The following is a 26,591-nucleotide window of genomic DNA, read 5'->3' as shown; positions in this document are numbered from 1 at the left end:
TGCGATGGCCTTGCTACAGCTGGAGCGCATCAGCGCACAGTATCCCGGCAGTCCGGAACCGGTACTGTCCGACATTTCCCTGACCCTCGGCCCTCAGCAATTGCTGGTGGCCCTGGGCCCTTCCGGCAGTGGCAAGACTTCGCTGTTGAACCTGATTGCCGGCTTCGTCGAACCAAGCGCCGGTCGCATCACCCTCGACAACGTACCGGTCAAAGGCCCGAGCGCCGAACGCGGCGTGGTGTTCCAGGACGACGCCCTGCTGCCCTGGCAGGACGTGCTGGCCAACGTGGCTTTCGGTCTCGAACTGGCCGGTGTGGCCAAGGACAAACGCGAACAGCGCGCCCGGGAAATGCTCGCGCTGGTCGACCTTTCCGGTTTTGAACACCGTCGCATCTGGCAGCTCTCCGGCGGCCAGAAACAGCGCGTCGGCCTGGCCCGCGCCCTCGCCGCCGACCCACGCGTGCTGTTGATGGATGAACCCTTCGGCGCCCTCGACGCCTTTACCCGCGAACAGATGCAGGAGCTGTTGCTGCAAGTCTGGCAACGCACCGCCAAACCGGTGTTCCTGATTACCCACGACATTGAAGAAGCGGTGTTCCTCGCTACTGACCTGATTTTGCTGGCGCCGAATCCGGGGCAGATCGTCGAGCGTCTGCATCTCGACTTCGGCAAGCGCTACGCCGCCGGCGAATCGGCGCGGTCGATCAAGTCCGATCCGCGCTTCATCGAAACCCGCGAACACGTACTCGCCAAAGTGTTCTCGCAACGCAGCGCCGCTCAGCGGCAGGAGCGCGCATGAGCAGTTACGACGTTTCCGCCACCGCCGTGAAACCTGCCGCCACGTCGGCGGTGATTCCCGTGCGCCGCAGCCTCAGCACCCGCTGGATCAGCCTGCTGACCCTGTTCGCGTTACTGGTGATCTGGTGGGCCGTGACGGCCACCGGCCTGATCGAACCGCTGTTCCTGCCGCCACCGTCCGCCGTGCTGCAAAAAGGCTGGTTGCTGGCGACCACGGGCTACATGGATTCAACGTTGTGGCAGCACCTGGGCGCGAGCCTGAGCCGCATCGGCCTGGGCCTGGGTTTTGCGATTCTGACCGCCGTGCCGGTGGGCATTGCCATCGGCGCCAACCGCATCGCCCGTGGCGTGCTCGATCCGCTGATCGAGTTCTACCGGCCGATTCCGCCACTGGCGTATCTGCCGCTGATCGTGATCTGGTGCGGCATCGGCGAATTGTCGAAAGTGCTGCTGATCTACCTGGCGATTTTCGCTCCGATCGCGATTGCCACCGCCACTGGCGTGCGCACCGTCGACCCGGCCAAATTGCGCGCCGCGCAGTCGCTGGGCGCCACCCGCGCACAACTGATCCGCCATGTGATTTTGCCAAGTGCTCTGCCGGACATTCTGACCGGTGTGCGCATCGGCCTGGGTGTCGGCTGGTCGACGCTGGTCGCCGCCGAACTGATCGCGGCCACCAGCGGCCTGGGCTTCATGGTGCAGTCGGCCGCGCAGTTTCTGGTCACCGATGTGGTGGTGCTGGGGATTCTGGTCATCGCCCTGATCGCCTTCGCCATGGAGATGGGCCTGCGCGCCCTGCAACGCAAACTGGTGCCGTGGCACGGCCAGGCCCACTGATTTTTCAGCACTGACTACCCCGACAGTTTCGGGGCCCCGGAATTGAAGAGAACCACCATGAGCAGCCTGAACATCACCCCGTTAAGCTCGGCCCTCGGCGCACAGATCAGCGGCGTCGACATCAGCCAGCCGCTGAACCTGGAACAGCGCGACGCCATCGAGCAGGCGCTGCTCAAATATCAAGTGCTGTTCTTCCGCAATCAGCCGATCGAGCCTTCGCAGCAGGCGCGCTTCGCCCACTATTTCGGCGACCTGCACATTCACCCGATCTACCCGAACGTACCGGAACAACCGGAAGTGCTGATCCTCGACACCGCCGTCACCGACGTGCGCGACAACGCGATCTGGCACACCGACGTGACCTTCCTGCCGACCCCGGCCATGGGCGCGGTGCTCAGCGCCAAGCTGTTGCCGGAGTTCGGTGGCGACACGTTGTGGGCCAGCGGGATCGCCGCCTATGAAGCGCTGTCGGCGCCAATGAAAGCACTGCTCGAAGGGCTGACCGCGACTCATGACTTCACCCGTTCGTTTCCGCTGGAGCGCTACGGCAACACCCCGCAAGCACTGGCGCAGTGGGAAGAGGCGCGGCGCAAGAATCCACCGCTGTCGCACCCGGTGATTCGGACTCATCCGGTGAGCGGACGCCGTTCGTTGTTCGTCAACGAAGGGTTCACGTCGAAGATCAATGAGCTGTCGGAGACCGAGAGCGAAGCGATTTTGAAGTTTCTGTTCGCCCACGCGACGCGGCCGGAATTCACCATTCGCTGGCGCTGGCAGAAGGACGACATCGCGTTCTGGGACAACCGCGTGACGCAGCATTACGCGGTGGATGACTACCGGCCGGCGCGGCGAGTGATGCAGCGGGCTACGGTGTTGGGAGATGTGCCGTTCTTTAAATAGGCCCCGATTTCTTTGGTGCTTGAGCCGGCCTCTTCGCGGGCAAGCCCGCTCCCACAAAGACAGCTGTGTTCGCAGATTTTGTGTACGACTCGGCCCCTGTGGGAGCGGGCTTGCCCGCGAAAGCGTCAGAGCAGGCGCCGAATATTTCGGCGCCAGTCACTTATTCAGCCGTCGATGGTTTCTCCCAAAGATTGATCCCGCCCTCCTGGGCAAACCGGTCAATCTCCGCCAGTTCCTGAGCACTGAAGCTCAGATTCTTCAACGCCCCGACGTTCTCGATAATCTGCTCCGGCCGGCTCGCGCCAATCAATGCCGAGGTCACCCGCGGATCGCGCAGCGTCCAGGCCAATGCCAGTTGCGCCAGGCTCTGGCCACGACGCTTGGCGATTTCATTCAACGCCCGCACGTGAGCAATGTTGGCCTCGGACAAGTGCGAAGCCTGCAAAGAACCACCGCCCGGACGGTTGACCCGCGCATCCGCCGGCACGCCGTTGAGGTATTTGTCGGTCAGCAGACCCTGCGCCAGCGGGGTGAAGGCAATCACGCCAGTGCCGAGCTCGTCGGTGGTGTCGAGCAGGTCCTTTTCCACCCAGCGGTTGAGCAGGTTGTAGGCCGGTTGGTGGATCAGCAGCGGCACTTTCCACTCTTTGAGCAACGCGGCGATTTCGCGGGTTTTCACCCCGGAGTACGACGAGATGCCGATGTACAACGCCTTGCCCTGCTGCACCGCCGTGGCGAGGGCGCTGGCGGTTTCTTCCAGCGGGGTGTCCGGGTCGAAGCGGTGCGAATAGAAGATATCCACATAGTCCAGGCCCAGGCGTTGCAGGCTCTGGTCGAGGCTGGCCAGCACGTATTTGCGCGAGCCGCCGCCCTGGCCGTAAGGGCCGGGCCACATGTCCCAGCCGGCCTTGCTGGAGATGATCAGTTCGTCGCGGTATTGCTTGAAGTCTTCGCGCAGCAGACGACCGAAGTTGATCTCGGCGCTGCCGTAGGGCGGGCCGTAGTTGTTGGCCAGGTCGAAGTGGTTGATGCCCAGGTCGAACGCCGTGCGCAGCAACGCGCGCTGGGTGTCGATCGGCGTGCTGTCGCCGAAGTTGTGCCACAGGCCCAGGGAAAGCGCCGGCAGCACCAGACCGCTGCGTCCGACGCGGCGGTAAGGGATGGAGTCATAGCGGTTTTCGGCAGCGGTGTAAGTCATCGAATCCTCTCTTGTCGGTCTTGAATCGGGTGTCGATTGCTACGCAAATCTGTTGCCGGGCCTGGCGAGGCCAAGGTTCTGGCGCAAGGTCCGGCCCTCGTATTCGGTTCTGAACAGCCCACGCCGTTGCAGTTCCGGGACCACGCCGTTGGCGAAGTCTTCGAGCCCGCCGGGCAGGTGCGGCACCAGCACGTTGAAACCGTCCGCCGCGCCTTGCTCGAACCATTCCTGCAAGCGGTCGGCAATCTGCGCCGGGGTGCCGACGACGCTGTAATGCCCGCGACCGCCGGCGATTCTGCGACCCAGTTCGGCCAGGGTCAGATGCTCCCGGCCGGCCAGTTCGGTCAGCAGTTTCTGCCGGCTCTGCTGGCCGCTTTCAGTCAGCGGCAAATCCGGCAGCGGCCCGTCCAGCGGGTACTTCGACAGATCGAAGTTGCCCAGCATACGCCCAAGCAGGGCGACGCCCACCTCGGGTTCGACCAATTGCTGAAACGTTTCACATTTTTCCTGCGCTTCGGCGTCCGTCTGCCCGACCACGACGAACACGCCGGGCATGATTTTCAGTGAATCGGCGCTGCGTCCGTATTTCGGCAAGCGGCCCTTGAGGTCGGCGTAAAACGCCTGGGCGCTGGCCAGTGAGGTCTGCGCGGTGAATACCACTTCGGCTGTCTGCGCTGCCAGTTCACGTCCGGTTTCCGACGAGCCGGCCTGCACGATCACCGGCTGACCCTGTGGCGAGCGCGCGACATTCAGCGGGCCTTTGACCCGGAAGTGCTCACCGACGTGATCCAGAACGTGCAGTTTTTCCGGGTCGTAATACGCACCGCTGGCCTTGTCGCGAAGGAAGGCATCATCCTGCCAACTGTCCCAAAGCCCGGTGACCACCTGATGAAACTCCCGGGCGCGGCTGTAGCGTTCGGCGTGGCCGATGTGTTCGTCGCGGCCGAAATTCTGCGCTTCGGCGGCGTTGTCCGAGGTCACCAGATTCCACCCCGCTCGCCCGCCCGACAGGTGATCGAGCGAAGCGAACTTGCGCGCCACGTGGTACGGCTCGTTGTAACTGGTGGTAGCGGTGGCGATCAGGCCGATGTGTTCGGTTACCGCGCTCAAGGCCGAGAGCAACGTCAGCGGTTCGAAGTGATCCGAACGGGCCATGCGGCTGGCGATGTCCTGGGTTGGCGCAGCGACGCTATCGGCGACGAACAAGGTGTCGAACTTCGCCGCCTCGGCAATCTGCGCCAGGCGTTTGTAATGGGCGAAATCCAGCCCGGCGTTGGCCGGCACATCCGGATGACGCCACGCGGCGACGTGGTGCCCGGTGGCCATGAGGAACGCGCCGAGTTTCAGCTGTCTGCTCATCTCAGAAGTCCTTGCGCAGTTGCACGCCGAAGTAGCGCTCGTCGTCGCGAGGCACGGCGCGGTAGATGTAGTTGCCACCGCTGGCGAGCAACGGCGAGTAGGACTTGTCGGTAAGGTTTTTGCCGAGCAGCGCCACGCGCCAGCCGTTGTTGTAATCGGCCAGGGCGACGCTGGCGTTCCAGAGGCCGTAGGCGCCCTGCTTGGTGTCGGCGTTCTGGCTGATGTCGTACTGCACTTCGCTCTGCCAGCTGTAGTCGGTGCCGAGTTCGATATCCAGGCCGTTATCCAGCGGGATCGTGTAGTCGGCGCGCACGTAGCTTTTCCAGTCCGGGCTGAACGGCAGCGGCTTGCCGTTGACGTTGCACGACGCCGCCGCACCCGCCGGGCAGGCGAACTGGTCGATGCGGGCGCGGGTGTAGGCCAGTGCGCCGGAAAACTTCAGTTGCTGGGTCGCTTGCAAGGCGTAATCGATTTCCACGCCTTCGGTGCTGACGCTGCCGGCGTTGATCAGGCGCGTTACGACTTGCCCGGCGACGGTGTCGAAAAAGTTCGCTTGGTAGTTGTCGTAGTCGCTGTGGAAAACCGCGAGGTTGGTGGTCAGGCGATTGTTCCAGCTTGAGGCTTTGATCCCCGCCTCCCAGGTGTTGGAGGTTTCCGGTTTCAGCGCTTCGGTGTCGCGTGGCTGCATGTTGAAGAACACGTTGTAGGCCGGGCCTTTGTAGCCGCGCGAGTAGGTCAGATAAGTGGTGACGGCATCGCTCAGGTCGTACTGCAAACCGAGCCGACCGGACCAGCCATCTTCATCCACCGAACCGGAGCTGCGGGTGGCCGGTTGAATACCGCTGACGGTGGTGGCGGAAGTGGAAACGCGACGGTGATCGTATTCCAGATCGTCATGGGTGTAGCGCAGGCCGGCGATGCCACGGAAGTCCGAAGTGAAATTCAACGTGCTCTCACCGAACACCGCGTAGCTGTCGCTGGTGGTGCTGTAATCGGCGACGCCGCGATCAGTTCGTGTGGTGGTGGTCAGCGTGCGTTGATAGGTCTCGTCATCCTTGCCGTGCATGTAGAACAGACCGCCGACGTATTCGAGGAACTCGCCTTTGGGCGAGGCCAGACGCAGCTCCTGCGAGTACTGGTCGAAGGCCAGATCACCCTTGTCCGCCGTGCCGGGGAAAGCGGCCGTCACCGTACCGAGGCGGTCGCCGTCCTGATACTGAGTGTTGTCCCAGCCACGCCACGCGGTGATCGAGGTCAGGGTGTAATCGCCCAGTTGCCAGTCGAGCTGGCCGGACAGGCCCTTGTTGGTGTCCTCGACGTGGGAGCGAGTGTCGGTGTTGATGTCGCGGTTGTGGCGAGTGGCGCTGACCGGGCTTAGCGCATTGGCGAAGGCCGGGGTCAACGATTTGGTGACGACGCCATTGGGGCCGTCATCGTGGGACTGCATGTAGTCGGCGATCAGGGTGAAGGTGACGTCGTCGTTCGGGGTGAATTCCAGTTTGCCGCGCACGCCGCGATGGTTGTAGCCGTTGACCTCCTGGCCGTTGTGCTTGTTGTCGACATTGCCGTCGTAAGTGCCGAAAAGGGTGCTGATCGACCCCTTGAGTGTGTCCGGAATCAGGCTCCCGCCAATGCCGAAACGGGTGCGGCTTTCATTGCCGCTGTAGTACGACTGATCGATGTAGCCGTGGGTCTCGGCGGTCGGCGCCTTGCTGGTGATGTTCAACACGCCGGCCGAGGCGTTCTTGCCGAACAGCGTGCCTTGCGGGCCGCGCAGAATCTCGACGCGTTCCAGGTCCAGCAAATCCAGAGTGGATTGGCCGGGACGCGCATAAACCACGCCATCAATCACCGTGGCCACGGTCGGCTCGACGCCCGGCGAGGTGGAAATCGTCCCTACGCCGCGCACGAACAACGAAGTGTCCTTGTTCGATGCGCCGGTGCGGAAATTCAGCGACGGCACTTGCTGGACGATGCTCGCCACGCTGTTGCGGTTGTCGCGTTCCAGCTGCTCGCCGTCGATCACCGACACCGGCACCGGGACCTTTTGCAGCGACTCTTCGCGGCGGGTGGCGGTGACCGTGACGGACTTGAGTGTCGGCTCCTGATCGGTGCTGTCGGCGGCGAACGCGGCCGGCAGCGGCAGCGCGGCCAGCCCGGTGAGTAGCCAGCCCGCAGCGCGGATCGATTGCGCCAGTTTGTGTGTCGCCCCAGGAATGTTGTGCATGTGTGCCCGCTCGAAAAGTTGCCCTGAACCGCTGCCGTTCTGCGACGACAGCGCCTGTCTCGGTGTCTTGGGCATTCGCTCGAGCGAGTAGCAGACAATGCGCTTTGTTAGCGCTAACATCGCCAGTATTGGCAAGCCGGACATAGACCGTCCAATACTGAAAAATTACTTTTATATGCGTTTTGGTTTTTAAGAAGGATCGAGCCTTGAGCGAAGAAAAGCCCCGCAAGCGCCGTGGCGCCGGTCGCGTGACCCTCAACGCTGTGGCGCGCCAGGCCGGTGTTTCGGCAATCACCGTGTCGCGCTACTTCAACCAGCCGGAACAGGTCTCGCCCGAACGCCGCGAACGGATCGCGGCGGTGGTCGCCGAGCTGGGTTATGTGCCGAATCTGGTGGCCGGCGGCCTCGCCTCGGCACGGGGGAAAATCGTCGGCATGGTGATTCCGAACATCTCCGGGCCGATCTTCGCCAACACCATTCAGGGTTTCAGCGACACCCTCAGCCGTCACGGCTATCAGCTGTTGCTGGCCTCGAGTTACTTCAGCACTGAACAGGAAGAAAACGCCGTGCGGGCGTTCCTCGGCTGGTCGCCGGCGGCGCTGGTGGTCACCAGTCACTTCCACAGTGCGGGCACGGAAAAGATGCTCGCCGAAGCGGATATCCCGGTGATCGAAACCTGGGATTACCAGCCGGATCGCGAGCCGATGCAAATCGGCTTTTCGCACTTCGAGGTGGGGGTCAGCGCCGCTCGTTATTTGCACGGCAAGGGCTATCGGCGGATCGCGTTTGTGCAAAACAGCGCACCCGGCGACTTCAGCGCACTGGAGCGCCGCGACGGTTACGCAGCGACCGTCCGCGAGTTGGGCCTCGAACCGTGGGTATTCGCACCCGACGCCGATCGCGCCCCGTTCGAAGCCGGCAAGCAAGCGATGGAAGCGCTGATGAGCGCCTCACCGCGCCCGGACGCCATCCTCTTCGCCAACGACAACCTCGCCGCCGGCGGCCTGCTCGCCGGACAACGCGCCGGCCTCAAAATCCCCGAAGACTGCGCCGTCCTCGGCTTCGGCGACTACCCGTTCGCCGAGATGCTGCTGCCCAGCCTGAGCACCATCAAACCACCGGCGCTGGAGATCGGCGTACTGGCAGCGACGCGAGTGCTGGAAAGCCTGGGCGTGTTGCCGAGCGATGAGGTGCAGCGGTTGAATCTGCTGCAGTGCACGGTCATAGAGCGGGAAAGTACCTGACAAGTATGGCGTGGGCCGGTTTGGCTATGCTCTAGGTAACACCGCACATTCCACAGGCGCGACCATGCACACCGCAATCATCATCTTCTTCGGCCTGATCCTGCTGGCGCTGATGCTCTATATCGGCGAGCGCATCGGCTTCAGTCGACAGACCATGGCCTACGGTTTCGCAGCGTTGTGGCTGGCGTTGACGGTGATCAATGGCGCGGTCGGCGTGGTGCACGCCGGGCAGCCGCTGGGGGCGGAGATTGCGATTGGCAGTGCCGTGTTTGGCGTGCCGATCGCTGCGATGGTGTTGTTCATGGTGCTGAGCGCCGAGACCTGAAACCGTCCCGGCGCCCTGCTCCGATCAACGCACCAGATGCAGGAACTGCATGTGCCGCTCGTACTGGTCGAGGATGTCGTTGATGATCTGCTCTTTGGTGTAACCGACCAGATCGTAGTCCTGACTGCCCTCGCTCAGATGCACTTCGGCGCGGTAGTAGCGGCGATTATTGAGCTGCTTGGAACCCATGCCGCCACGGGCGAATGACGGCGTGAAGTAGCCGCGCATCTGCACCTGATAGATGAACGGGTGCAGCTCGCCGTGACCGATTTCCAGGCTGACGCTGTCGTGGGCCGGATCGGGTTGCGTCACGACATTCAGCCCCTTTTCGACAAACACCGCCGTCACTTCTTCGATGGCCGGTTTCACCGTGGTGTCCATGAAGCGGTACACCTCGTCCCGCGACGGGAAGTGCACAGCCTGACTCAGGCGCTGTCGCCAACCACCCTTGCCACGCCGGGAGCCGGACACCGGGGCCAGCGAATGCAGTTGCGCGATCTGCTTCTGCGACTCCAGATAGAACGCCTTGTGCAGCCCCCACATCATCAGCAGCAGAATCAGCGAGAACGGCAACGAGGTCAGCACCACCGCCGACTTCAGCGCATCGATGCTGCCGGAGAACAGCAGTGCGCTGGTCACCAGTGCAGTCATCGCACCCCAGAACACCCGCAGCCATTTCGGCCCGTCTTCATCCGGATTGCCGCCCTTGGCCGACAGGGTCGAGAGCACCACGGTGCCGGAGTCGGCGGAGGTGACGAAGAACACGAAGCTGATAAACACCGTCACCGCGATGACGGTCTTGCTCCACGGGTAGGTTTCCAGCAGCAGGTAAAGGGTCATCGACGGATTGTCGAGGGCCGACATGCCCAGTGCCGACATGCCGTGATTGAGCACCTGATCGATGGCGCTGTTGCCGAAGATCGACATCCACGCCAGGGTGAAACCGAGCGGGATCAACAGCACGCCGAAGACGAATTCGCGGATGGTCCGGCCACGGGAAATCCGTGCGATGAACAGGCCCACGAACGGCGACCATGCAATCCACCAGGCCCAGTAGAACACCGTCCAGCCGCCGAGCCAGTCGCTTGGTTTGTCGTAGGCGTAGAGGTCGAAACTCTTCATCGGCAACGCGCCGAGGTAGTCACCGAGGTTCTGGATCAGGGTGTTGAGCAAATGCTGGGTAGGACCGGCGAACAACACGAACAGCAGCAGCGCACAGGCCAGCAGCATGTTGATGTCGGACATGACCCGCACGCCCTTATCTACGCCGGAAACGGCGACGATGATCGCCGCGCCCATCATCAGCGTGATCAGGCCGACCTGAATCCACTGGGTGTGGGCGATGCCGAACAGGTAGTCCAGACCCGAGTTGAGATGAAGCACGCCGAAGCCCATGTCCGCACCGAGGCCGAACACCGTGGCGATGATGCCGAAGCCATCGACCGCGTAGCCGATGGGCCCGTTGATGCGCTTGCCGATCAGCGGATACAGCGCCGAACGCAGGGCCAGCGGCAGGTTGTGCCGATAAGCGAAATACGCCAGTGCCATGCCGACAAAGGCGAACACGCCCCAGCCGTGCAGGCCCCAGTGCAGAAACAGAATCTGCATCGCCTGACGCGCCGCATCCGCCGTGCCGGCCTCGCCTTGCGGCGGCTGGAGCATGTGGGTCAGCGGTTCGGATACACAGAAGAAAAACAGCGTGATGCTGATCCCGGCGGCAAACAGCATGCCGGCCCAGGACAGGTAACTGAATTCGGGTTCGTCGTGGTCGGCACCGAGTTTGATCTTGCCGTAGCCCGATAACGCGGTGACCACCACGAAGACCAGATACAGGGTCATCGCGAGCATGTAGTACCAGCCGACCGTATTGGCCGCCCAGTTTTGCGCTTCAAGAAGCCAGGCACCGGCCTGTTCCGGCACGGCAATGACAACGAGGCCAAAGAGCAGAATCACCGTTGCGGCGAACCAGAACACCGGCGGATTCATGCGTACCAGACCGCTGGCGGGGGTAGACGATGCACTCATGAACGGTGCACCTCAAGGGGTTGGAAAATGGCTGAAATGATCGGACTCAGCAAAGGCAAGCCTCCTGTTGTGAGCGGGCAGCGAGCTACCGGTTTAACTTGAATGAACGTTCAAGTTAAACATGGATAGCACGCTCAGGACTAATCGCAGGGCTCAGCGGTACCTTTCGTACGCTAGCTGAAGAGGGGGTATGACGCTTTAGTGAGAGCGATCGTTCCCGCGTTGCGCAGGAACGATCAGGTGCAAGCGTTACTTCTGCGTCCCGTCATCATGCTGCAGGTTGGCCTGGGTCAGGTTGCACCCCGCCGGCACGCTGCGGGTCAGCCACACATTGCCGCCGATGGTCGAGCCTTTGCCGATGGTGATCCGCCCCAGAATCGTCGCGCCGGCGTAAATCACCACATCGTCCTCGACGATCGGATGGCGTGGGTGACCCTTTTGCAACTGACCGTCCTCGTCCGCCGGGAAGCGTTTGGCGCCGAGGGTCACCGCCTGATAAATCCTGACGCGCTCGCCGATGATCGCGGTCTCGCCGATCACTACTCCGGTCCCGTGGTCGATGAAGAAGCTGCGGCCGATCTGCGCGCCAGGGTGAATATCGATGCCGGTTGCCGAGTGGGCGATTTCCGAACTGATCCGCGCCAGCAGGGGCAGGCCTGCACGATACAAATGGTGCGCCAGGCGATGGTGAATCACCGCCAGAATCCCCGGATAGCACAGCAGCACTTCATCGACGCTGCGCGCCGCCGGATCGCCGTGATACGCGGCCAGCACATCGGTGTCGAGCAGGCTGCGCAGGCCTGGCAGCGCCAGAGCGAAATCCTGAATGATCCTGATGGCCTGTGTCTCGACTTCGCTGTCGTCCCGGGCACTGTGACGGGCGACGTAACGCAGTTCGAGTCGTGCTTGCGCCAGCAATGCATTCAACGCGACATCAAGGGTGTGGCCGACGTAAAAATCCTCGCTCTCTTCACGCAGGTCCACCGGCCCCAGACGCATCGGGAACAACGCGCCGCACAAGGCTTCGAGAATCTGCGCCATCGCATCACGGGACGGCAGCTCGCGTCCGCCCTGCTCGCCGCTGGCGCGGCCATTTTGCGTACGCCATTGATCCCGGGCGGTACGCAGTTGGCTGACGATGGTCTGCAATTGCCAATGGCTGGAACGCTCGCTCACGGTAAAGACTCCTCACGGGCGGCCGGACTGTCTGGCCGCGTCAACGGCCACTACTTTACGGCAACGCATCGGATGCGAATTAAGAACCGATAGTGCTGGCCTAAGCACATTTGGCTATAAGCGAATGACGGTTGCCCCCGGTAAATCGGCGTGCCTATAGTCCTGACATCTCCTTGCATCAGTACGGAACCATGTCCACACAACCGATCAAACAACAGCTGGACCGCTTTAATCGCCTCGACCTGCTCGGCCAACCGACCCCACTGGAAAAGCTCGAGCGCCTGTCCACCTGGCTCGGTCGCGATGTCTACATCAAACGCGATGACCTGACGCCACTGGCCATGGGCGGCAACAAGCTGCGCAAGCTCGAATACCTCGCCGCCGATGCCCTCGCCCAAGGCGCGGACACCCTGATCACCGCCGGCGCACTGCAGTCGAACCACGTTCGCCAGACCGCTGCGCTGGCCGCAAAACTGGGTCTGGGCTGCGTAGCCCTGCTGGAAAACCCGCTGGGCACCGACGACGTCAATTACACCGGCAACGGCAACCGCCTGCTGCTGGATCTGTTCGACACCAAGGTCGAGCTGGTCGACAACCTCGACAACGCCGACGAGCAACTGGCGGCCCTCGCCGTGCGCCTGCGCAGCAACGGCAAGAAGCCGTATCTGGTGCCGATCGGTGGCTCCAACGCCCTCGGCGCGCTGGGTTACGTACGCGCCGGTCTGGAGCTGGCTGAACAGATCAAGGACACCGGCCTGCAATTTTCTGCCGTGGTGCTGGCCTCGGGCAGCGCTGGCACTCACAGCGGCCTGGCCCTGGCCTTGAGCGAAGCGCTGCCGCAACTGCCGGTGATCGGTGTGACGGTTTCGCGCAGCGAAGAAGATCAGCGCCCGAAAGTGCAAGGCCTGGCCGAACGCACCGCCGATCTGCTGGGCGTGGCGCTGCCGGAGAGTTTCAAGGTCGAGTTGTGGGACGAATATTTCGGCCCGCGTTACGGCGAGCCGAATGCCGGGACACTGTCGGCGGTGAAACTGCTGGCCAGCCAGGACGCGGTGCTGCTGGATCCGGTCTACACCGGCAAGGCCATGGCCGGGCTGCTCGACGGCATCGGGCGCGGGCGTTTCGACGACGGCCCGATCATCTTCCTGCACACCGGCGGTGCCCCGGCGTTGTTCGCGTACAAGGACTTTCTGTAGTAGGTCGACGCGCATACTGCAGCGCTCGTTCCCACGCTCTGCGTGGGAATGCAGCCCGGGACGCTCCCACGCAGCGTTTGGGAACGTTCGGAATCTCAAAAACACATATTCAATTTAAGAATAACAAAAAGAAAATTCATTATTTTCCATTCTAAAAAAACCGTCATATAGTCTCGCCGCAGGCGAATTTCGCGAGAGACGCATAAGCTGCTTTAAGGCAGGATAGCGCTGTCGTCCAATTCCCGGATTCGCCAACTTTCCTTAAGCGTCTTCCATAAGAAAACACAGGGGCTTGTCATGATTTTTTCCGCACTACGTCGAAATCTGCTGGTAGGTTCGCTGGGCCTGGCACTGAGCGCCGGCCTGATCAGCAGCGCCGTTGCCGGTGAGCAACTGCAACAGATCAAGGAAAAAGGCGTTATCAACGTCGGCCTGGAAGGCACTTACCCACCGTTCAGCTTCGTCGATGCCGACGGCAAGCTGTCGGGTTTCGAAGTCGAACTGTCCGAAGCCCTGGCCAAGAAGCTGGGCGTCAAGGCCAAGATCCAGCCGACCAAATGGGACGGCATCCTCGCAGCCCTGGAATCCAAGCGTCTGGACGTCGTGGTCAATCAGGTGACCATCTCCGACGAGCGCAAGAAGAAGTATGACTTCTCCGAACCGTACACCGTGTCCGGGATTCAGGCGCTGGTGCTGAAAGACAAGGCAGCCGCGCTGAACATCAAATCCGCGGCCGACCTGTCCGGCAAGAAAGTCGGCGTGGGTCTGGGCACCAACTACGAACAGTGGGTCCGCGCCAACGTGCCGGGTGCCGACGTTCGCACCTACGACGATGATCCGACCAAGTTCGCCGACCTGAACAACGGCCGTACCGACGCAATTCTGATCGACCGTCTCGCTGCGCTGGAATACGCCAAGAAAGCGCCGAAAACCGTGGCTGCCGGTGAAGCCTTCTCGCGTCAGGAAGCCGGTATTGCCCTGCGCAAAGGCGAGCCTGAACTGCTGGCTGCCGTGAACAAGGCCCTCGACGAACTGCGCGCCGACGGCACCCTTGAGAAGCTGTCCACGAAATACTTCAACGCTGACGTCACCCAATAATGGAAGAAGCTTTCCAACTCGCACTGGACTCCGCGCCCTTCCTGTTGAAGGGCGCGTACTACACGGTAATCCTTAGCCTGGGCGGCATGTTCTTCGGCCTGCTGCTGGGCTTTGGCCTGGCGTTGATGCGCCTGTCGCGCTTCAAGTCGGTCAGCTGGCTGGCCCGCATCTACGTGTCGTTCTTTCGCGGCACGCCGTTGCTGGTGCAACTGTTCGTGATCTATTACGGCTTGCCGCAATTGGGCATGGAACTCGACCCGCTGCCGGCGGCGCTGATCGGCTTCTCGCTGAACATGGCCGCCTACGCCTGTGAAATCCTGCGTGCCGCGATCGGTTCGATCGAACGCGGCCAGTGGGAAGCCGCTGCGAGCATCGGCATGACCCGCGCGCAGACCCTGCGCCGGGCCATCCTGCCGCAGGCCATGCGCACGGCGTTGCCGCCGCTGGGCAACAGCTTCATTTCACTGGTCAAGGACACCGCACTGGCCGCCACCATTCAGGTGCCGGAGCTGTTCCGTCAGGCGCAGCTGATTACCGCCCGGACTTTCGAAGTCTTCACCATGTATCTTGCCGCCGCGCTGATCTACTGGATTCTGGCCACGGTGCTGTCGCACTTCCAGAACAAGCTGGAAGCGCGGGTCAATCGGCACGACCAGGAGTCCTGACCCCATGATTGTCGTGGAAAAACTGACGAAGCAGTTCAAGGGTCAAGTCGTGCTCAACGGCATTGATCTGGAAGTGAAAGAAGGCGAGGTCGTGGCAATCATCGGGCCCAGCGGCTCGGGCAAGACCACGTTCCTGCGCTGCCTGAACTTCCTTGAGGAACCCACCAGCGGCCGGATCAAGGTCGGCGAGATCGAGATCGATACCAGCCGCCCGCTGAACCAGCAGCAAAGCTTGGTGCGCAACCTGCGCCAGCATGTGGGTTTTGTGTTCCAGAACTTCAACCTGTTCCCCCACCGCACCGCCCTGGAAAACGTCATCGAAGGCCCGATCGTGGTCAAGAAGACGCCTCGCGACGAAGCCATTGCCCTGGGCAAGAAGCTGCTGGCCAAGGTCGGCCTGGCGGGCAAGGAAGACGCCTACCCACGGCGCCTGTCCGGCGGCCAGCAACAGCGCGTGGCGATTGCCCGGGCGCTGGCGATGGAACCGGAAGTGATCCTGTTCGACGAACCGACTTCGGCCCTCGACCCCGAGTTGGTGGGCGAAGTATTGGCGACCATTCGCGGTCTGGCCGAAGAAAAACGCACCATGGTTATCGTCACCCACGAAATGGCATTTGCCCGTGACGTGGCCAACCGCGTGGTGTTTTTCGATAAAGGCGTGATCGTCGAGCAAGGCGAAGCCAAGGCGTTGTTTGCCAATCCGAAAGAAGAACGCACGCGACAGTTTCTCAGCAAGTTCCGCAACAACGGCTGAGCACTGAAAAGTGCAAACCGCTCACTTCCACGGATGGAAGTGATATTTCGCCAGACATGCAAATCCCCTCAAAACATAAACAACCCCCTCCTGCGACGACAGCAAATATATATGTCCTGCAACAACTTCACCGTGCGTAAAATTCGTCGCTCGTTGATTCCTCGCTTCACAAGAGCACCCGACGAAACACGCTGAAAACCGCCAAAACCTGTAGCCAGGTTCCTTGTCACGCCTAGTCCTATTGCTATAACAACGTAGGACGTTTCTGATTAACTGGTAATTCACGGATTAACTAATCCGCTCGCTTGACACCTCTTCCGGCGAACTCTTATCTAGTCATCAACCGGCAAACGCTAGTTCAACAAGTTCCTTTATAACTTGTACGAGACTCCAAAGTTTTATTGCCGGGTAATACACGCCATTCGTTCTTTCGAAAACGGACTTCGCTGCAAGACTTCAAGGAGAGAAACCGATGACCTGCATTTCAATCATCCCGAAATTGGCACCGCCGGCCCTGGAGCAAACCCATGGCACCGGAATCAACCTCATGGCGGCCGCCAACCTGTCGCTCGAAATCGAACCGTATGACGAGATGGACAGCGGCGACTTGATCGAGCTGTTCTGGGATGGCTGCTACGTCGCTTCCCGCGTGCTGAATGCCGGGGATGTCGGAAGCACAATTTGCCTGCGGGTACCCGAGAGCTTCATTGTCAACGGTTCACCCTGCGTGCATTACCGGGTCATGCAGGTCGGAAGAAACCCGACCTTGTCGCCCAGCGCCCGGTTTGAGGTCAAGCTCGACTGCCCGGGCGGGCAACCTGCGCCGGGATGCGAGGAAGAAAATCAGTATCTGCTGCCGGTCAGCCTTCCAGACGTCATCCGCCGGCGCGGGGTCAACCCGAGTCAGATCAAGCGCGGCGTCCCTCTGACCATCGAGCCTTACCTGAACATGGCCGAAGGCGACGAAATCACTCTGCGCTGGGGTGATGCGCGGATGGATCTGCCCCCTGTCACGCAAGCCGATGTCGGCCAGGGAATCCAGGTCTGGGTGCCGCCGGCAATCATCGTTGAAGCGGGCGAAGACCTGCGACTGGATGTGACTTACTGCGTCATTGATCGAGTGGGCAACAACTCGCGCTGGGCGCCGCCACGCACCCTGAAGATTGGCTGCGTGAATCCTTATCTGAAAGTGCCCTTGAGGCAAATTCCCATGGCCGCGGAGCGCAAAGTCGAGTGAGCTTTCGATCTTCTATGCATATTCCTAAAAGTTAGTTTATTTAAATTTTATACGCGCTTAGGGTATATGAACCGGACCACCGGACATTCTTTCGTTCGCCGCACTTTTGCGGCGTTTTTCATGAGATGTGAGGTAGGTAACATGGTCCGGAACCCAATCACCCCAGTGCGGATCGCCAGGGCATTGCGTGCAGCCAAGGAGTGGCACTGATGTCCAGTCTGGCAGACGCAAACGTCCAGAGTGATCTGGACATCGCCCCGTTGTTGTTGCCCGCACAAGTGCTGCGCAACGACGCTCAAGCCATCCAGGCTGCACATGAACTGGCGCAAGTCGCCCGCGTGCAGGCCGCCAAACGCGACCGTCAGCGCAAGCTGCCGTGGGCAGAAATCGAGCAATTCACCCGCAGCGGCCTGGGCAGTATTGCCATCCCGCGCGAGTACGGCGGGCCGCAGGTTTCCTTCGTCACCCTGGCCGAGGTGTTCGCGATCATTTCCGCGGCCGACCCGGCACTGGGGCAGATCCCGCAGAACCAGTTCGGCATCATCAACCTGATCCTCGGCAGCGCCACAGAAGCGCAGAAACAGCAGCTGTTGCAGAGTGTGCTCGAAGGCTGGCGCATCGGTAACGCCGGGCCGGAACGCGGCACCAAGGACACCCTGGAACTGAAAGCGCGCATCACCGCCGATGGTGATGACTACGTGATCAACGGCCAGAAGTTCTATTCCACCGGCGCACTGTTCGCCCACTGGGTCGCGGTCAAGGCACTCAACGATGACGGCAAGCAAGTGCTGGCCTTCGTCCGCCGTGGCACACCGGGTCTGCGCATCGTCGATGACTGGTCCGGTTTCGGCCAGCGCACCACCGCCAGCGGAACGATCCTGCTGCACAACGTGCGAGTCGACGCTGGCCTTGTGGTGGACAACTGGAAGATCAACGAAAAGCCCAATACCCAAGGCGCGGTGTCGCAGCTGATTCAAGCGGCCATCGACGCCGGCATCGCCCGCGGCGCCATCGATGACGCCATCGAATTCGTCAAGACCCGCGCCCGGCCGTGGATCGATGCCAAGGTCGAACGCGCCAGCGACGATCTCTACGTGATCGCCGACATCGGCAAACTGAAAATCGAACTGCACGCCGCCGAGGCGCTGCTGCGCAAGGCCGGGCAAGTGCTGGATCAGGTGCACGCCGCACCACTCACCGCCGAATCCGCCGCCCGCGCGTCGATTGCCGTCGCCGAAGCCAAGGTGCTGACCACCGAGATCTCGCTGCTGGCCAGCGAAAAGCTTTTCGAACTGGCCGGCAGCCGCGCCACCCTCGCCGAATTCAACCTCGACCGTCACTGGCGCAACGCCCGGGTGCACACCCTGCACGACCCGGTGCGCTGGAAGTACCACGCGGTCGGCGCCTGGCGCCTCAACGGCAAGTTGCCGGCTCGCCATTCCTGGATCTGACGACCAGACATCTGGAGAAAACCTATGACCTTTTCCCATCCCGTCGCGGTCATCACCAGCGACGAGCAAGCCCTGATCGTGGCCAGTGACCTGGCCGAAGACTTCCAGCGCGACAGCAACCTGCGCGACCGCGAACGACGCCTGCCGCTGCCGGAACTCGACGTGTTTTCCCGCTCCGGCCTGTGGGGCATCAGCGTGCCCAAGGAGTACGGCGGCGCCGGCGTGTCCAACGTGACGCTGGCCAAAGTCATCGCCCTGATCGCCCGGGCCGATGGCTCGCTCGGGCAGATTCCACAGAACCATTTCTATGCCCTCGAAGTGCTCCGGGTAAACGGCAGCCACGAGCAGAAACAACGTCTCTACGCTGAAGTCCTCGCTGGTCAGCGCTTCGGCAATGCTCTGGCGGAACTGGGCACCAGGACCGCCCACGACCGTGTCACCAGCCTCAAACGCGACGGCAGCGGCTATCGCATCAACGGCCGCAAGTTCTATGCAACCGGTGCCATTTACGCCCAACGGATTCCAACGTCCGTGGTCGATGAAAACGGCGTGCAGCAACTGGCCTTCGTCCCGCGTGACAGCAAAGGCCTGACCGTGATCGACGACTGGAGCGGCTTCGGTCAGCGCACCACCGGCAGCGGCTCGGTGGTGTTCGAAGACGTGTATGTCGCCGCCGAAGATGTCATCCCGTTCCAGAGTGCTTTCGAACGCCCGACCCCGGTCGGCCCGCTGGCGCAGATCCTCCACGCCGCCATCGACACCGGCATCGCCCGCGCCGCCTTCGAAGATGCGCTGCACTTCGTACGCAGCAAGACCCGTCCATGGATCGATTCGGGGAATGACAAGGCCACCGAAGACCCGCTGACACTCAAAAGCTTCGGCCACCTGAGTATCCGCCTGCACGCCACCGAAGCCCTTCTCGAACGCGCCGGCGAATTCCTCGACGCGGCCCAGGCCGAGACCAACGCCGAGACGGTTGCAGCAGCCTCGATTGCCGTCGCCGAAGCGCGGGCGATCAGCACTGAAATCTCCCTGGCCGCCGGCAGCACGTTGTTCGAACTGGCCGGCAGCCAGGCCACCCTGATCGAGCACGGCCTCGACCGTCACTGGCGCAACGCCCGGGTGCACACCCTGCACGATCCAGTACGCTGGAAGTATCACGCGGTGGGCAATTACTACCTCAACGATGAAAACCCTCCGCTGCGAGGGACCATCTGATGAGCAAGAAAAAGATCCTGCTCAATGCGTTCAACATGAACTGCATCGGCCACATCAACCACGGGTTGTGGACGCATCCCCGCGACACCTCGACCCGATACAAGACCATCGAGTACTGGACCGAACTGGCGCAATTGCTGGAGCGCGGGCTGTTCGATGGGCTGTTCATCGCCGACATCGTCGGCGTGTACGACGTCTACCAGAACTCGGTTGACGTCACGTTGAAAGAGTCGATCCAGCTGCCGGTCAACGATCCGTTGCTGCTGGTATCGGCGATGTCCGCGGTGACCAAAAACCTCGGCTTCGGCCTGACCGCCAACCTCACCTACGAGCCGCCGTATCTGTTCGCCCGACGCATGTCGACCCTCGACCACCTGAGCCGTGGGCGGGTGGGCTGGAACATCGTCACCGGCTATCTGGACAGCGCCGCCAAGGCCATGGGCCTGAGTGAGCAGGTCGAGCATGACCGGCGTTACGACCAGGCCGACGAGTACCTCGAAGTGCTCTACAAACTCTGGGAAGGCAGCTGGGAAAACGGTGCGGTGCTCAACGATCCGCAGCAACGGATCTACGCGCAGCCGGACAAGGTGCACAAGGTCGAGCACAAGGGCGAGTTCTATCAGGTCGAGGGTTATCACCTGTGCGAGCCGTCGCCGCAGCGCACGCCGGTGCTGTTCCAGGCCGGCAGTTCGGATCGGGGTCTGCTGTTCGCCGGACGCCATGCCGAGTGCGTGTTCATCAGTGGCCAGAACAAACCGTCGACCAAAGTGCAGGTGGACAAGGTCCGTGCCAGCGCCGTCGAAGCCGGGCGCAATCCCGAGGACATCAAGGTGTTCATGGGCCTCAACGTGATCGTCGGCGAGACCGAGGAAGCGGCCTGGGCCAAGCACGCCGAATACCTGAGCTACGCCAGCGCCGAAGCGGGCGTGGCGCATTTTTCGGCCTCCACCGGGATCGATTTTTCCCAGTACGAAATCGACGAGCCGATCCAGTACGTGAAGAGCAACGCGATCCAGTCCGCCACCAAGAACTTGCAGAACAACGACTGGACCCGCCGCAAGTTACTCGACCAGCACGCTCTGGGCGGGCGCTACATCACCGTGGTCGGCTCCCCGCAGCAAGTGGCGGATGAGCTGGAATCGTGGATCGCCGAAACCGGTCTCGACGGCTTCAACCTGACCCGCATCGTCACCCCGGAAAGCTATGTGGATTTCATCGATCTGGTGATTCCGGAACTGCAACGGCGCGGCTCGTACAAGACCGCGTACGACACCGGCAGCCTGCGGGAAAAACTGTTTCACGGCGAAGCGCACTTGCCGCAGCAACACACGGGCGCCCACTACCGACACACCTCCTCGCACTGACTGGAAAACCACCATGACCAAGAAGCTCCTGTCCCACCCAGTCAAAGCACTGGCCCTGGCCTTCGGCCTGTTCAGCTCGGCCATTTTCGCCGCCGACGCGCCGTTGAAAATCGGCACCACCGCCGCCTTCGCGATTCCGTTGGAAGCTGCCGTCGAAGAAGCCTCCAAACAAGGCCTGAAAGTCGAACTGGTGGAGTTCACCGACTGGATCGCGCCCAACGTCAGCCTCGCCGCCGGTGACATCGACGTGAACTACTTCCAGCACATCCCGTTCCTGGAAAACGCCAAGGCTGCTTCCGGTTTTGACCTGGTGCCGTTTGCCCCGGGGATCATCAACAACGTCGGCCTGTACTCGAAGAAATACAAAAGCTTCGATGAGTTGCCTGAGGGCGCCAGCGTCGCCATCGCCAACGACCCGATCAACAGCGGACGCGGCCTGCAACTGCTGGCCAAGGCCGGTCTGATCACGTTGAAACCGGGCGTCGGCTACAAGGCCACCGAAGACGATATCGTCGCCAACCCGAAGAAGATCAAGATCCTCCAGGTCGAAGCCGTGCAACTGGTGCGCGCCTACGATGACGCTGATCTGGTCCAGGGCTACCCGGCCTACATCCGATTGGCGAAGACCTTCGACGCAGGTTCCGCGCTGCTGTTCGACGGCCTCGACCACAAGGAATACGTGATCCAGTTCGTGATCCAGCCCAAAAGCAAAACCGATCCGCGCCTGATCAAGTTCGTCGACATCTACCAGCATTCGCCGGCCGTTCGCGCCGCGCTGGACAAGGCCCATGGCAAGCTGTACCAGGCCGGTTGGGAAAGCTGAGGATGACCGCAGCCATTCAACGGCGACTGGATCTTCCAGAGCCACCCGCGCTCGCAGAGCGCACCGAACTGCATCCCGAGCTGAACCGCGCCCATGTGCGTTTCGTCGGGCTCGGCAAAACCTATGACGGCAAGCAAGGCCCGGTCGCAGCCCTGCAAGGCATCGACCTGGCGATCCAGCGCGGTGAAGTGTTCGGCATCATCGGCCGCAGCGGCGCCGGCAAGTCGTCGCTGATCCGCACCATCAACCGCCTCGAACAACCGACCTCGGGTCGGGTGCTGATCGATCAGGTGGACATCGGCGAGTACGACGAGGATCGCCTCGTAGCCCTGCGCCGGCGGATCGGCATGATCTTCCAGCACTTCAATCTGATGTCGGCAAAAACGGTGTGGCAGAACGTCGAGCTGCCGCTGAAAGTCGCCGGTGTCCCGAAGGAGCAACGGGAGAAAAAGGTTCGCGAACTGCTGGAGCTGGTGGGCCTGCAAGCCAAGCACAAGGCCTATCCGGCGCAGCTGTCCGGCGGGCAGAAACAGCGTGTCGGCATCGCCCGCGCGCTGGTGCATGACCCGGACATTCTGCTGTGTGACGAAGCCACTTCGGCGCTGGATCCGGAAACCACCCAGTCGATCCTCGGCCTGCTGCGCGAGATCAACAAACGCCTGGGCCTGACCATCGTGCTGATCACTCACGAGATGGCGGTGATCCGGGAAATCTGCGACCGCGTCGTCGTGCTGGAACATGGCCGCATCGTCGAACAAGGCCCGGTCTGGGAAGTGTTCGGCAACCCGCAACACGAGGTCAGCCAGACCTTGCTCGCGCCGTTGCAACACGCCTTGCCCGAAGAGTTGCAAAGCCGTTTGCAGGCGCAACCGTCGTCGTCCGATGCGGCCGTGGTGCTGCGTTTGCAGTTCACCGGCCGCCAGCAGGATGAACCGGATCTGGCCGCGCTGTTCGCCGCGCTTGGTGGCCGGGTGAAATTGCTCCAGGGCGGTGTGGAACGGATTCAGGGCCACGCGCTAGGGCAACTGTTGCTGGCAGTGGCGGGATCAAAGCTGAACGCCGAGGAATTGCGTCAGCGTGCCGGCCAATGGGCGCAACGCACGGAGGTGCTGGGCTATGTGGTTTGATCGCTTGCTGCAGGGTTTCATCGATACGTTTCTGATGGTCGGCGTGTCGTCGCTGATCGCGTTGCTCGCCGGGATTCCGATGGCGGTGATTCTGGTCACCAGCGACAAGGGCGGGATCTATGAAGCGCCAGTTCTGAACCGCGCTCTGGGTGCATTCGTGAACCTGTTTCGCTCGATTCCGTTCCTGATCCTGATGGTCGCGCTGATCCCGTTCACCCGGCTGATCGTCGGCACCACCTACGGCGTATGGGCCGCCGTTGTGCCGCTGACCATCGCGGCCACGCCGTTTTTTGCGCGGATCGCCGAAGTGAGCCTGCGCGAGGTGGACCACGGTTTGATCGAAGCCGCGCAAGCCATGGGCTGCCGACGCTGGCATATCGTCTGGCACGTGCTGTTGCCCGAAGCGCTGCCGGGCATCGTTGGCGGGTTCACCATTACGCTGGTGACGATGATCAACTCCTCGGCGATGGCTGGAGCGATTGGCGCCGGCGGACTGGGTGACATCGCCTATCGCTATGGTTATCAACGTTTCGACAGTCAGATCATGCTGACCGTGATCGTGCTGCTGGTGGCGCTGGTGGCGGTGATTCAGCTGGGCGGCGATCGTCTGGCGCGTGGGTTGAACAAGCGCTGAACTGCATGGCGTATAGTCGGCAACATCCATTGCCAGCGCAGCCCGACCATGAAACAGACCCCCACCGATCTGGAACAGATCACCTCCACCACCCTCGGCCACTACAACTCAGTGGCCGAGGACTTTCGTGAAGGCACCCGCGATCACGATGTCAGCCAGAACATCGACGCCCTGCTGCGCCACATCCAGGGTGACGCGCCGTTTTCCATCCTCGATTTCGGCTGCGGACCGGGTCGGGATTTGCAGACTTTCACACGGATGGGTCACATAGCCGTCGGCCTCGACGGTGCGGAAAAATTCGCGCAGATGGCTCGGGAGGACAGTGGCTGTGAAGTGTGGTGCCAGGATTTCCTGAAGCTGGATCTGCCGCCAGAACGCTTCGACGGCATCTTCGCCAATGCGGTGCTGTTTCATGTGCCGTTGCAGGAATTGCCACGAGTCTTGAAGCAGTTGCACGGGACATTGAAACCGGGCGGCGTGCTGTTCAGTTCCAACCCGCGCGGGGATAACCGTGAAGGCTGGAACGGGCCGCGTTACGGCTCGTATCACGATCTTGAAGCCTGGCGCGGATTGTTGACCGCTGCCGGGTTCGTCGAGCTGGAGCATTACTACCGGCCGACGGGGCTGCCGCGTGAGCAACAGCCTTGGCTGGCGAGTGTCTGGCGCAAGATCTGAGACTCAGGGCCCTGTCTCAACCTGATACAAGGCAGGTGCACTCTCCGGCGAGCGCACCGTGATGCTCCGCCCGGGAAGGATCTGCCCCTGTACCTCGTGCGCCTGCACATCAAAGTTGGCCAGCAATTGCGTGCCGTCTTCAAAGGCTGTCTGCTGCACCAGCCGATCTTCGCTCATCCATTCGAAACCGGTGAGCGCCTGGGCCGCCAGACGTTCATGCAAAGGCCGGAAGAACGCATCCTGACGGGCAATCTGCGGCAATCGCTGCGCAAGCGTGTCGACACTGAGGTGATACAGCGGCGCAACGTTGTAGAGCAACTGCGCAAGTTCGTTGTCCGCCCGTACATTGGTCAGTTTCAGGCTATCGAACAGCCAATGGTGGGACGTGATCACCGAGCCATGGAACACCGCCTGATACAACGGCAAACGGCTGGCCGGATCAAAGTGAATACGCCGCAACGACTCTTTGATCGGCACAGGTTTGAAGAAAACCTCTGGCTGCTCCGGCGGATACCACTTGCCTGCAAAGTACCTGGATTCGGTTTTCTTGCTCATTTCAACGTCGCCCCAACCGATCACCGGCGTCTGCATGCCATGGGCGAGCAGCACGCCTCGCGCGGTCGTTGCGTTGCCATCCTCCGAGCCGGCGGGCAGCTTCAGCACTTCATTGATCCAGCGTGATGCCCCGATGTTGCCTTCGGCATTCTGTGCCTGGGTCATCGTTGCCCCGGGACGGTAGCTGTCGAACAGCATGCCGGTGGCATAGGCATCGAGAAACCAGCTGTTGAAACCGGCGGCGTCGCGAATGGCCGCGACCCGTTGCTCAAGCAGCTGCCGCACGCAGCGAGGGTCGGTGTAATGCCCCGATTGCTGGAAGCCGCTTTTCAGCGTTCCGTCGCTCTTCACGATTGCACACTCGAGATTTGCCCTGTCCCCCAGATGTGCGGTGGTCCAATCAGGATTCTCACCACGGCTCAGCGCCGTTTCATAGGAATCGTACGGTGCGATCAGATAGCCCGCCGCCACGCCTGCCTTGATCGTCTCGGGGTGCCAGAGTCCGCCCTCCCAGCCCTCACCCAGTCCCAACCACAAACGGGACAGCCCGGCGTTCTGTAATTGCTTGATCGTATCCAGCGAAAACGTGCTGCCCCAGCGCTCGGGTTCGGGGGTCAGCGCCTCACCGAGGTCGGCTGCCACTTGTGCGCGCACGTCGGCGTAACCGTTGACCAGCGCCCGCATGTCCGGCACGGCCCGGGCCTGCCAGGTCTTGCGCGCCAGGGTATTCAGGGCGTGATTGAGACCGCGCAAAAGTACGGTTTTCTGATAACGGTTCAACTCCCCGCCAGTGGCCAGGATCTGCAACGCCTCACGATCCATTCCCGCTTTCAGGCCACTGGCCAGCGAGCCACCACCGCGCAAGATGTCGAGCAGCATGGGCCAACTGCGCACATCTTTGGCCCCCAGCAGGTCGTTGCCCCACAAGTACAGATGACTGGCGCCCGACAGCCGCTTCGCCTCAGGTGTTTTCAGGAATTTGCTGGTCAAGGTTTCATAGCGCCCGTTATCGATCAGCCACTGCCGGTAGCGTTTGGCGCCGGCCAACGGGTCGGCCACCCCCAAGAACAGGGTGAACGTCAATGGCGCCGATGGATCGAGTGAAGTGAAGCGATGCCGGGCCGACAGTGCCAACGCCTTGCCTTGGGCACTGAACAGCAGCCGATTGTTGTAGGGATTGGTCATCAGCCAGTGCAGGCTGAATCCGTCATGTTCAACGCCCCAGAGCGGCAAACTCAGGTCCTGAGTGGTATTGAATTCACCCTGATTCAACAGAAATGCCTGCCACACCGGATCGCCGCGCGGCACGTAGTGCCCCTCGGCCAGAGGCCAAATCAGCCCCTTGCCCATCGCGCGGGCGGGCTGACGCAGAAATTCCAGTTCTGCGGGCTCACGCGCCGTGATCGAGAAGGACAGATCACGCTCATCGAGCGTGGCGCTGAGGGACCAGGCTCCGTCATCCCATTGCCAGTCGAGGCGGTTGTTGCGCTTGCTCAACTGACTGACCTTGTGCGGGGCAATTCCCGTCGACGCCAGCACCGTCTCACGGCCCGCAGGGGTGATATGGACAGCCAGCGTTGCCGGATCGAGCTGAACGCGCCACAGCGAGTTTTCCAATAGCGTGTCGGCCCAGGACAGGGACGACAGGCATAAACCGGCAATCAGCAATAGCGCGCGCAGCCAGCAAGTAACGGTCAGCATCAGA

The 26,591-nt window shown here is 61.8% G+C and carries 23 protein-coding genes; 17 read left to right on the top strand and 6 right to left on the bottom strand.

Annotation, left to right across the window (positions count from 1 at the left end):
* Positions 1–4: 4 nt before the first annotated feature.
* The 3 genes from tauB to tauD are packed head-to-tail and all read left to right on the top strand — an operon-like array spanning position 5 to position 2,535.
* Positions 5–799: a taurine ABC transporter ATP-binding subunit gene (gene tauB, locus C6Y56_RS01245; RefSeq protein WP_169428395.1), complete on the top strand. Its 795-nt coding sequence runs from the start codon at positions 5–7 to the stop codon at positions 797–799.
* A complete protein-coding gene (gene tauC / locus C6Y56_RS01240; protein WP_169428394.1) occupies positions 796–1,635 on the top strand; it encodes a taurine ABC transporter permease TauC in 840 nt (279 codons plus the stop codon). Before tauB ends, tauC begins: the two co-directional genes overlap by 4 nt.
* A gap of 57 nt (positions 1,636–1,692) precedes the next feature.
* A complete protein-coding gene (gene tauD / locus C6Y56_RS01235) occupies positions 1,693–2,535 on the top strand; it encodes a taurine dioxygenase (protein ID WP_169428393.1) in 843 nt (280 codons plus the stop codon).
* A gap of 160 nt (positions 2,536–2,695) precedes the next feature.
* Here tauD and mgrA read toward each other — a convergent pair whose 3' ends face one another.
* From mgrA to C6Y56_RS01220, 3 genes are read right to left on the bottom strand one after another with little or no spacing between them, the layout of a single operon-like run.
* The gene (mgrA, locus tag C6Y56_RS01230) at positions 2,696–3,733 is read right to left on the bottom strand and encodes an L-glyceraldehyde 3-phosphate reductase (protein WP_169428392.1); all 1,038 of its coding nucleotides are present in this window, start codon (positions 3,731–3,733) and stop codon (positions 2,696–2,698) included.
* Positions 3,734–3,772: 39 nt separating this feature from the next.
* On the bottom strand, positions 3,773–5,092 hold the full coding sequence (locus tag C6Y56_RS01225; protein ID WP_169428391.1) for an LLM class flavin-dependent oxidoreductase: 1,320 nt from the start codon (positions 5,090–5,092) through the stop codon (positions 3,773–3,775).
* Between the two features lies 1 nt (position 5,093).
* Positions 5,094–7,319 (bottom strand): TonB-dependent receptor, encoded by a 2,226-nt coding sequence (locus C6Y56_RS01220; RefSeq protein ID WP_169428390.1) that lies wholly within the window; start codon positions 7,317–7,319, stop codon positions 5,094–5,096.
* Positions 7,320–7,525: 206 nt separating this feature from the next.
* Here C6Y56_RS01220 and C6Y56_RS01215 point away from each other — a divergent pair, with 206 nt between their 5' ends.
* Together C6Y56_RS01215 and C6Y56_RS01210 are read left to right on the top strand one after the other, a co-directional pair.
* Entirely contained in the window at positions 7,526–8,563 is a 1,038-nt protein-coding gene (locus C6Y56_RS01215; RefSeq protein WP_169428389.1) for a LacI family DNA-binding transcriptional regulator, read from the top strand.
* A 64-nt stretch (positions 8,564–8,627) separates the two neighbouring features.
* A complete protein-coding gene (locus C6Y56_RS01210) occupies positions 8,628–8,888 on the top strand; it encodes a hypothetical protein (RefSeq protein ID WP_169428388.1) in 261 nt (86 codons plus the stop codon).
* A 24-nt stretch (positions 8,889–8,912) separates the two neighbouring features.
* Here the strand turns inward: C6Y56_RS01210 and betT are convergent, their stop codons facing one another.
* Together betT and epsC are read right to left on the bottom strand one after the other, a co-directional pair.
* Complete coding sequence (gene betT, locus C6Y56_RS01205; protein ID WP_169432581.1) at positions 8,913–10,874, bottom strand: choline transporter BetT; 1,962 nt, start codon at positions 10,872–10,874, stop codon at positions 8,913–8,915.
* A gap of 288 nt (positions 10,875–11,162) precedes the next feature.
* Positions 11,163–12,089 (bottom strand): serine O-acetyltransferase EpsC, encoded by a 927-nt coding sequence (gene epsC, locus C6Y56_RS01200; RefSeq protein WP_169428387.1) that lies wholly within the window; start codon positions 12,087–12,089, stop codon positions 11,163–11,165.
* A 191-nt stretch (positions 12,090–12,280) separates the two neighbouring features.
* Here epsC and C6Y56_RS01195 point away from each other — a divergent pair, with 191 nt between their 5' ends.
* The 12 genes from C6Y56_RS01195 (at position 12,281) to C6Y56_RS01140 (ending at position 24,331) form a co-directional block, all read left to right on the top strand.
* Positions 12,281–13,285: a D-cysteine desulfhydrase gene (locus C6Y56_RS01195; protein WP_169428386.1), complete on the top strand. Its 1,005-nt coding sequence runs from the start codon at positions 12,281–12,283 to the stop codon at positions 13,283–13,285.
* A gap of 297 nt (positions 13,286–13,582) precedes the next feature.
* Positions 13,583–14,383, top strand: coding sequence for a cystine ABC transporter substrate-binding protein (tcyJ, locus tag C6Y56_RS01190; protein WP_169428385.1), 801 nt, complete (start codon positions 13,583–13,585; stop codon positions 14,381–14,383).
* Complete coding sequence (gene tcyL, locus C6Y56_RS01185; RefSeq protein ID WP_169428384.1) at positions 14,383–15,048, top strand: cystine ABC transporter permease; 666 nt, start codon at positions 14,383–14,385, stop codon at positions 15,046–15,048. Before tcyJ ends, tcyL begins: the two co-directional genes overlap by 1 nt.
* A gap of 4 nt (positions 15,049–15,052) precedes the next feature.
* The gene (gene tcyN, locus C6Y56_RS01180) at positions 15,053–15,802 is read left to right on the top strand and encodes an L-cystine ABC transporter ATP-binding protein TcyN (protein WP_169428383.1); all 750 of its coding nucleotides are present in this window, start codon (positions 15,053–15,055) and stop codon (positions 15,800–15,802) included.
* Between the two features lie 472 nt (positions 15,803–16,274).
* Positions 16,275–17,039, top strand: a complete 765-nt coding sequence (locus C6Y56_RS01175; protein WP_169428382.1) for a hypothetical protein — start codon at positions 16,275–16,277, stop codon at positions 17,037–17,039.
* 209 nt (positions 17,040–17,248) lie between these two features.
* A complete protein-coding gene (locus C6Y56_RS01170) occupies positions 17,249–18,490 on the top strand; it encodes an SfnB family sulfur acquisition oxidoreductase (RefSeq protein ID WP_169428381.1) in 1,242 nt (413 codons plus the stop codon).
* 24 nt (positions 18,491–18,514) lie between these two features.
* Positions 18,515–19,708, top strand: a complete 1,194-nt coding sequence (locus C6Y56_RS01165; RefSeq protein ID WP_169428380.1) for an SfnB family sulfur acquisition oxidoreductase — start codon at positions 18,515–18,517, stop codon at positions 19,706–19,708.
* Positions 19,708–21,072: an LLM class flavin-dependent oxidoreductase gene (locus C6Y56_RS01160; protein WP_169428379.1), complete on the top strand. Its 1,365-nt coding sequence runs from the start codon at positions 19,708–19,710 to the stop codon at positions 21,070–21,072. The genes C6Y56_RS01165 and C6Y56_RS01160 overlap by 1 nt, the downstream gene beginning before the upstream one ends.
* Positions 21,073–21,085: 13 nt before the next feature.
* A complete protein-coding gene (locus C6Y56_RS01155) occupies positions 21,086–21,895 on the top strand; it encodes a MetQ/NlpA family ABC transporter substrate-binding protein (RefSeq protein ID WP_169428378.1) in 810 nt (269 codons plus the stop codon).
* 2 nt (positions 21,896–21,897) lie between these two features.
* Positions 21,898–23,022 carry a methionine ABC transporter ATP-binding protein gene (locus C6Y56_RS01150; RefSeq protein ID WP_169428377.1) on the top strand — a complete coding sequence of 375 codons (1,125 nt, stop codon included), beginning with the start codon at positions 21,898–21,900 and terminating at the stop codon, positions 23,020–23,022.
* Positions 23,012–23,656, top strand: coding sequence for a methionine ABC transporter permease (locus tag C6Y56_RS01145; RefSeq protein ID WP_065261159.1), 645 nt, complete (start codon positions 23,012–23,014; stop codon positions 23,654–23,656). Before C6Y56_RS01150 ends, C6Y56_RS01145 begins: the two co-directional genes overlap by 11 nt.
* A gap of 48 nt (positions 23,657–23,704) precedes the next feature.
* Positions 23,705–24,331: a class I SAM-dependent methyltransferase gene (locus C6Y56_RS01140; protein WP_169428376.1), complete on the top strand. Its 627-nt coding sequence runs from the start codon at positions 23,705–23,707 to the stop codon at positions 24,329–24,331.
* 3 nt (positions 24,332–24,334) lie between these two features.
* Here C6Y56_RS01140 and C6Y56_RS01135 read toward each other — a convergent pair whose 3' ends face one another.
* Positions 24,335–26,587 carry a glycoside hydrolase gene (locus C6Y56_RS01135; protein WP_169428375.1) on the bottom strand — a complete coding sequence of 751 codons (2,253 nt, stop codon included), beginning with the start codon at positions 26,585–26,587 and terminating at the stop codon, positions 24,335–24,337.
* Positions 26,588–26,591 lie beyond the last annotated feature (4 nt).

The organism is Pseudomonas fluorescens (assembly GCF_012974785.1).
GTDB classification, from domain to species: Bacteria; Pseudomonadota; Gammaproteobacteria; order Pseudomonadales; family Pseudomonadaceae; genus Aquipseudomonas; species Aquipseudomonas fluorescens_BT.
Note: the sequence above shows the minus strand (reverse complement) of the source record. Positions and strands in the feature narration are given on the sequence as shown.

Excerpts from the sequence above, each read along its gene's own strand:
- tauB (WP_169428395.1), top strand. The coding sequence starts at position 5 with ATGGCCTTGCTACAGCTGGAGCGCATCAGCGCACAGTATCCCGGCAGT.
- tauC (WP_169428394.1), top strand. The coding sequence starts at position 796 with ATGAGCAGTTACGACGTTTCCGCCACCGCCGTGAAACCTGCCGCCACG.
- tauD (WP_169428393.1), top strand. The coding sequence starts at position 1,693 with ATGAGCAGCCTGAACATCACCCCGTTAAGCTCGGCCCTCGGCGCACAG.
- mgrA (WP_169428392.1), bottom strand. The coding sequence starts at position 3,733 with ATGACTTACACCGCTGCCGAAAACCGCTATGACTCCATCCCTTACCGC.
- C6Y56_RS01225 (WP_169428391.1), bottom strand. The coding sequence starts at position 5,092 with ATGAGCAGACAGCTGAAACTCGGCGCGTTCCTCATGGCCACCGGGCAC.
- C6Y56_RS01220 (WP_169428390.1), bottom strand. The coding sequence starts at position 7,319 with ATGCACAACATTCCTGGGGCGACACACAAACTGGCGCAATCGATCCGC.
- C6Y56_RS01210 (WP_169428388.1), top strand. The coding sequence starts at position 8,628 with ATGCACACCGCAATCATCATCTTCTTCGGCCTGATCCTGCTGGCGCTG.
- betT (WP_169432581.1), bottom strand. The coding sequence starts at position 10,874 with ATGAATCCGCCGGTGTTCTGGTTCGCCGCAACGGTGATTCTGCTCTTT.
- C6Y56_RS01195 (WP_169428386.1), top strand. The coding sequence starts at position 12,281 with ATGTCCACACAACCGATCAAACAACAGCTGGACCGCTTTAATCGCCTC.
- tcyJ (WP_169428385.1), top strand. The coding sequence starts at position 13,583 with ATGATTTTTTCCGCACTACGTCGAAATCTGCTGGTAGGTTCGCTGGGC.
- tcyL (WP_169428384.1), top strand. The coding sequence starts at position 14,383 with ATGGAAGAAGCTTTCCAACTCGCACTGGACTCCGCGCCCTTCCTGTTG.
- tcyN (WP_169428383.1), top strand. The coding sequence starts at position 15,053 with ATGATTGTCGTGGAAAAACTGACGAAGCAGTTCAAGGGTCAAGTCGTG.
- C6Y56_RS01175 (WP_169428382.1), top strand. The coding sequence starts at position 16,275 with ATGACCTGCATTTCAATCATCCCGAAATTGGCACCGCCGGCCCTGGAG.
- C6Y56_RS01170 (WP_169428381.1), top strand. The coding sequence starts at position 17,249 with ATGTCCAGTCTGGCAGACGCAAACGTCCAGAGTGATCTGGACATCGCC.
- C6Y56_RS01165 (WP_169428380.1), top strand. The coding sequence starts at position 18,515 with ATGACCTTTTCCCATCCCGTCGCGGTCATCACCAGCGACGAGCAAGCC.
- C6Y56_RS01160 (WP_169428379.1), top strand. The coding sequence starts at position 19,708 with ATGAGCAAGAAAAAGATCCTGCTCAATGCGTTCAACATGAACTGCATC.
- C6Y56_RS01155 (WP_169428378.1), top strand. The coding sequence starts at position 21,086 with ATGACCAAGAAGCTCCTGTCCCACCCAGTCAAAGCACTGGCCCTGGCC.
- C6Y56_RS01150 (WP_169428377.1), top strand. The coding sequence starts at position 21,898 with ATGACCGCAGCCATTCAACGGCGACTGGATCTTCCAGAGCCACCCGCG.
- C6Y56_RS01145 (WP_065261159.1), top strand. The coding sequence starts at position 23,012 with ATGTGGTTTGATCGCTTGCTGCAGGGTTTCATCGATACGTTTCTGATG.
- C6Y56_RS01140 (WP_169428376.1), top strand. The coding sequence starts at position 23,705 with ATGAAACAGACCCCCACCGATCTGGAACAGATCACCTCCACCACCCTC.
- C6Y56_RS01135 (WP_169428375.1), bottom strand. The coding sequence starts at position 26,587 with ATGCTGACCGTTACTTGCTGGCTGCGCGCGCTATTGCTGATTGCCGGT.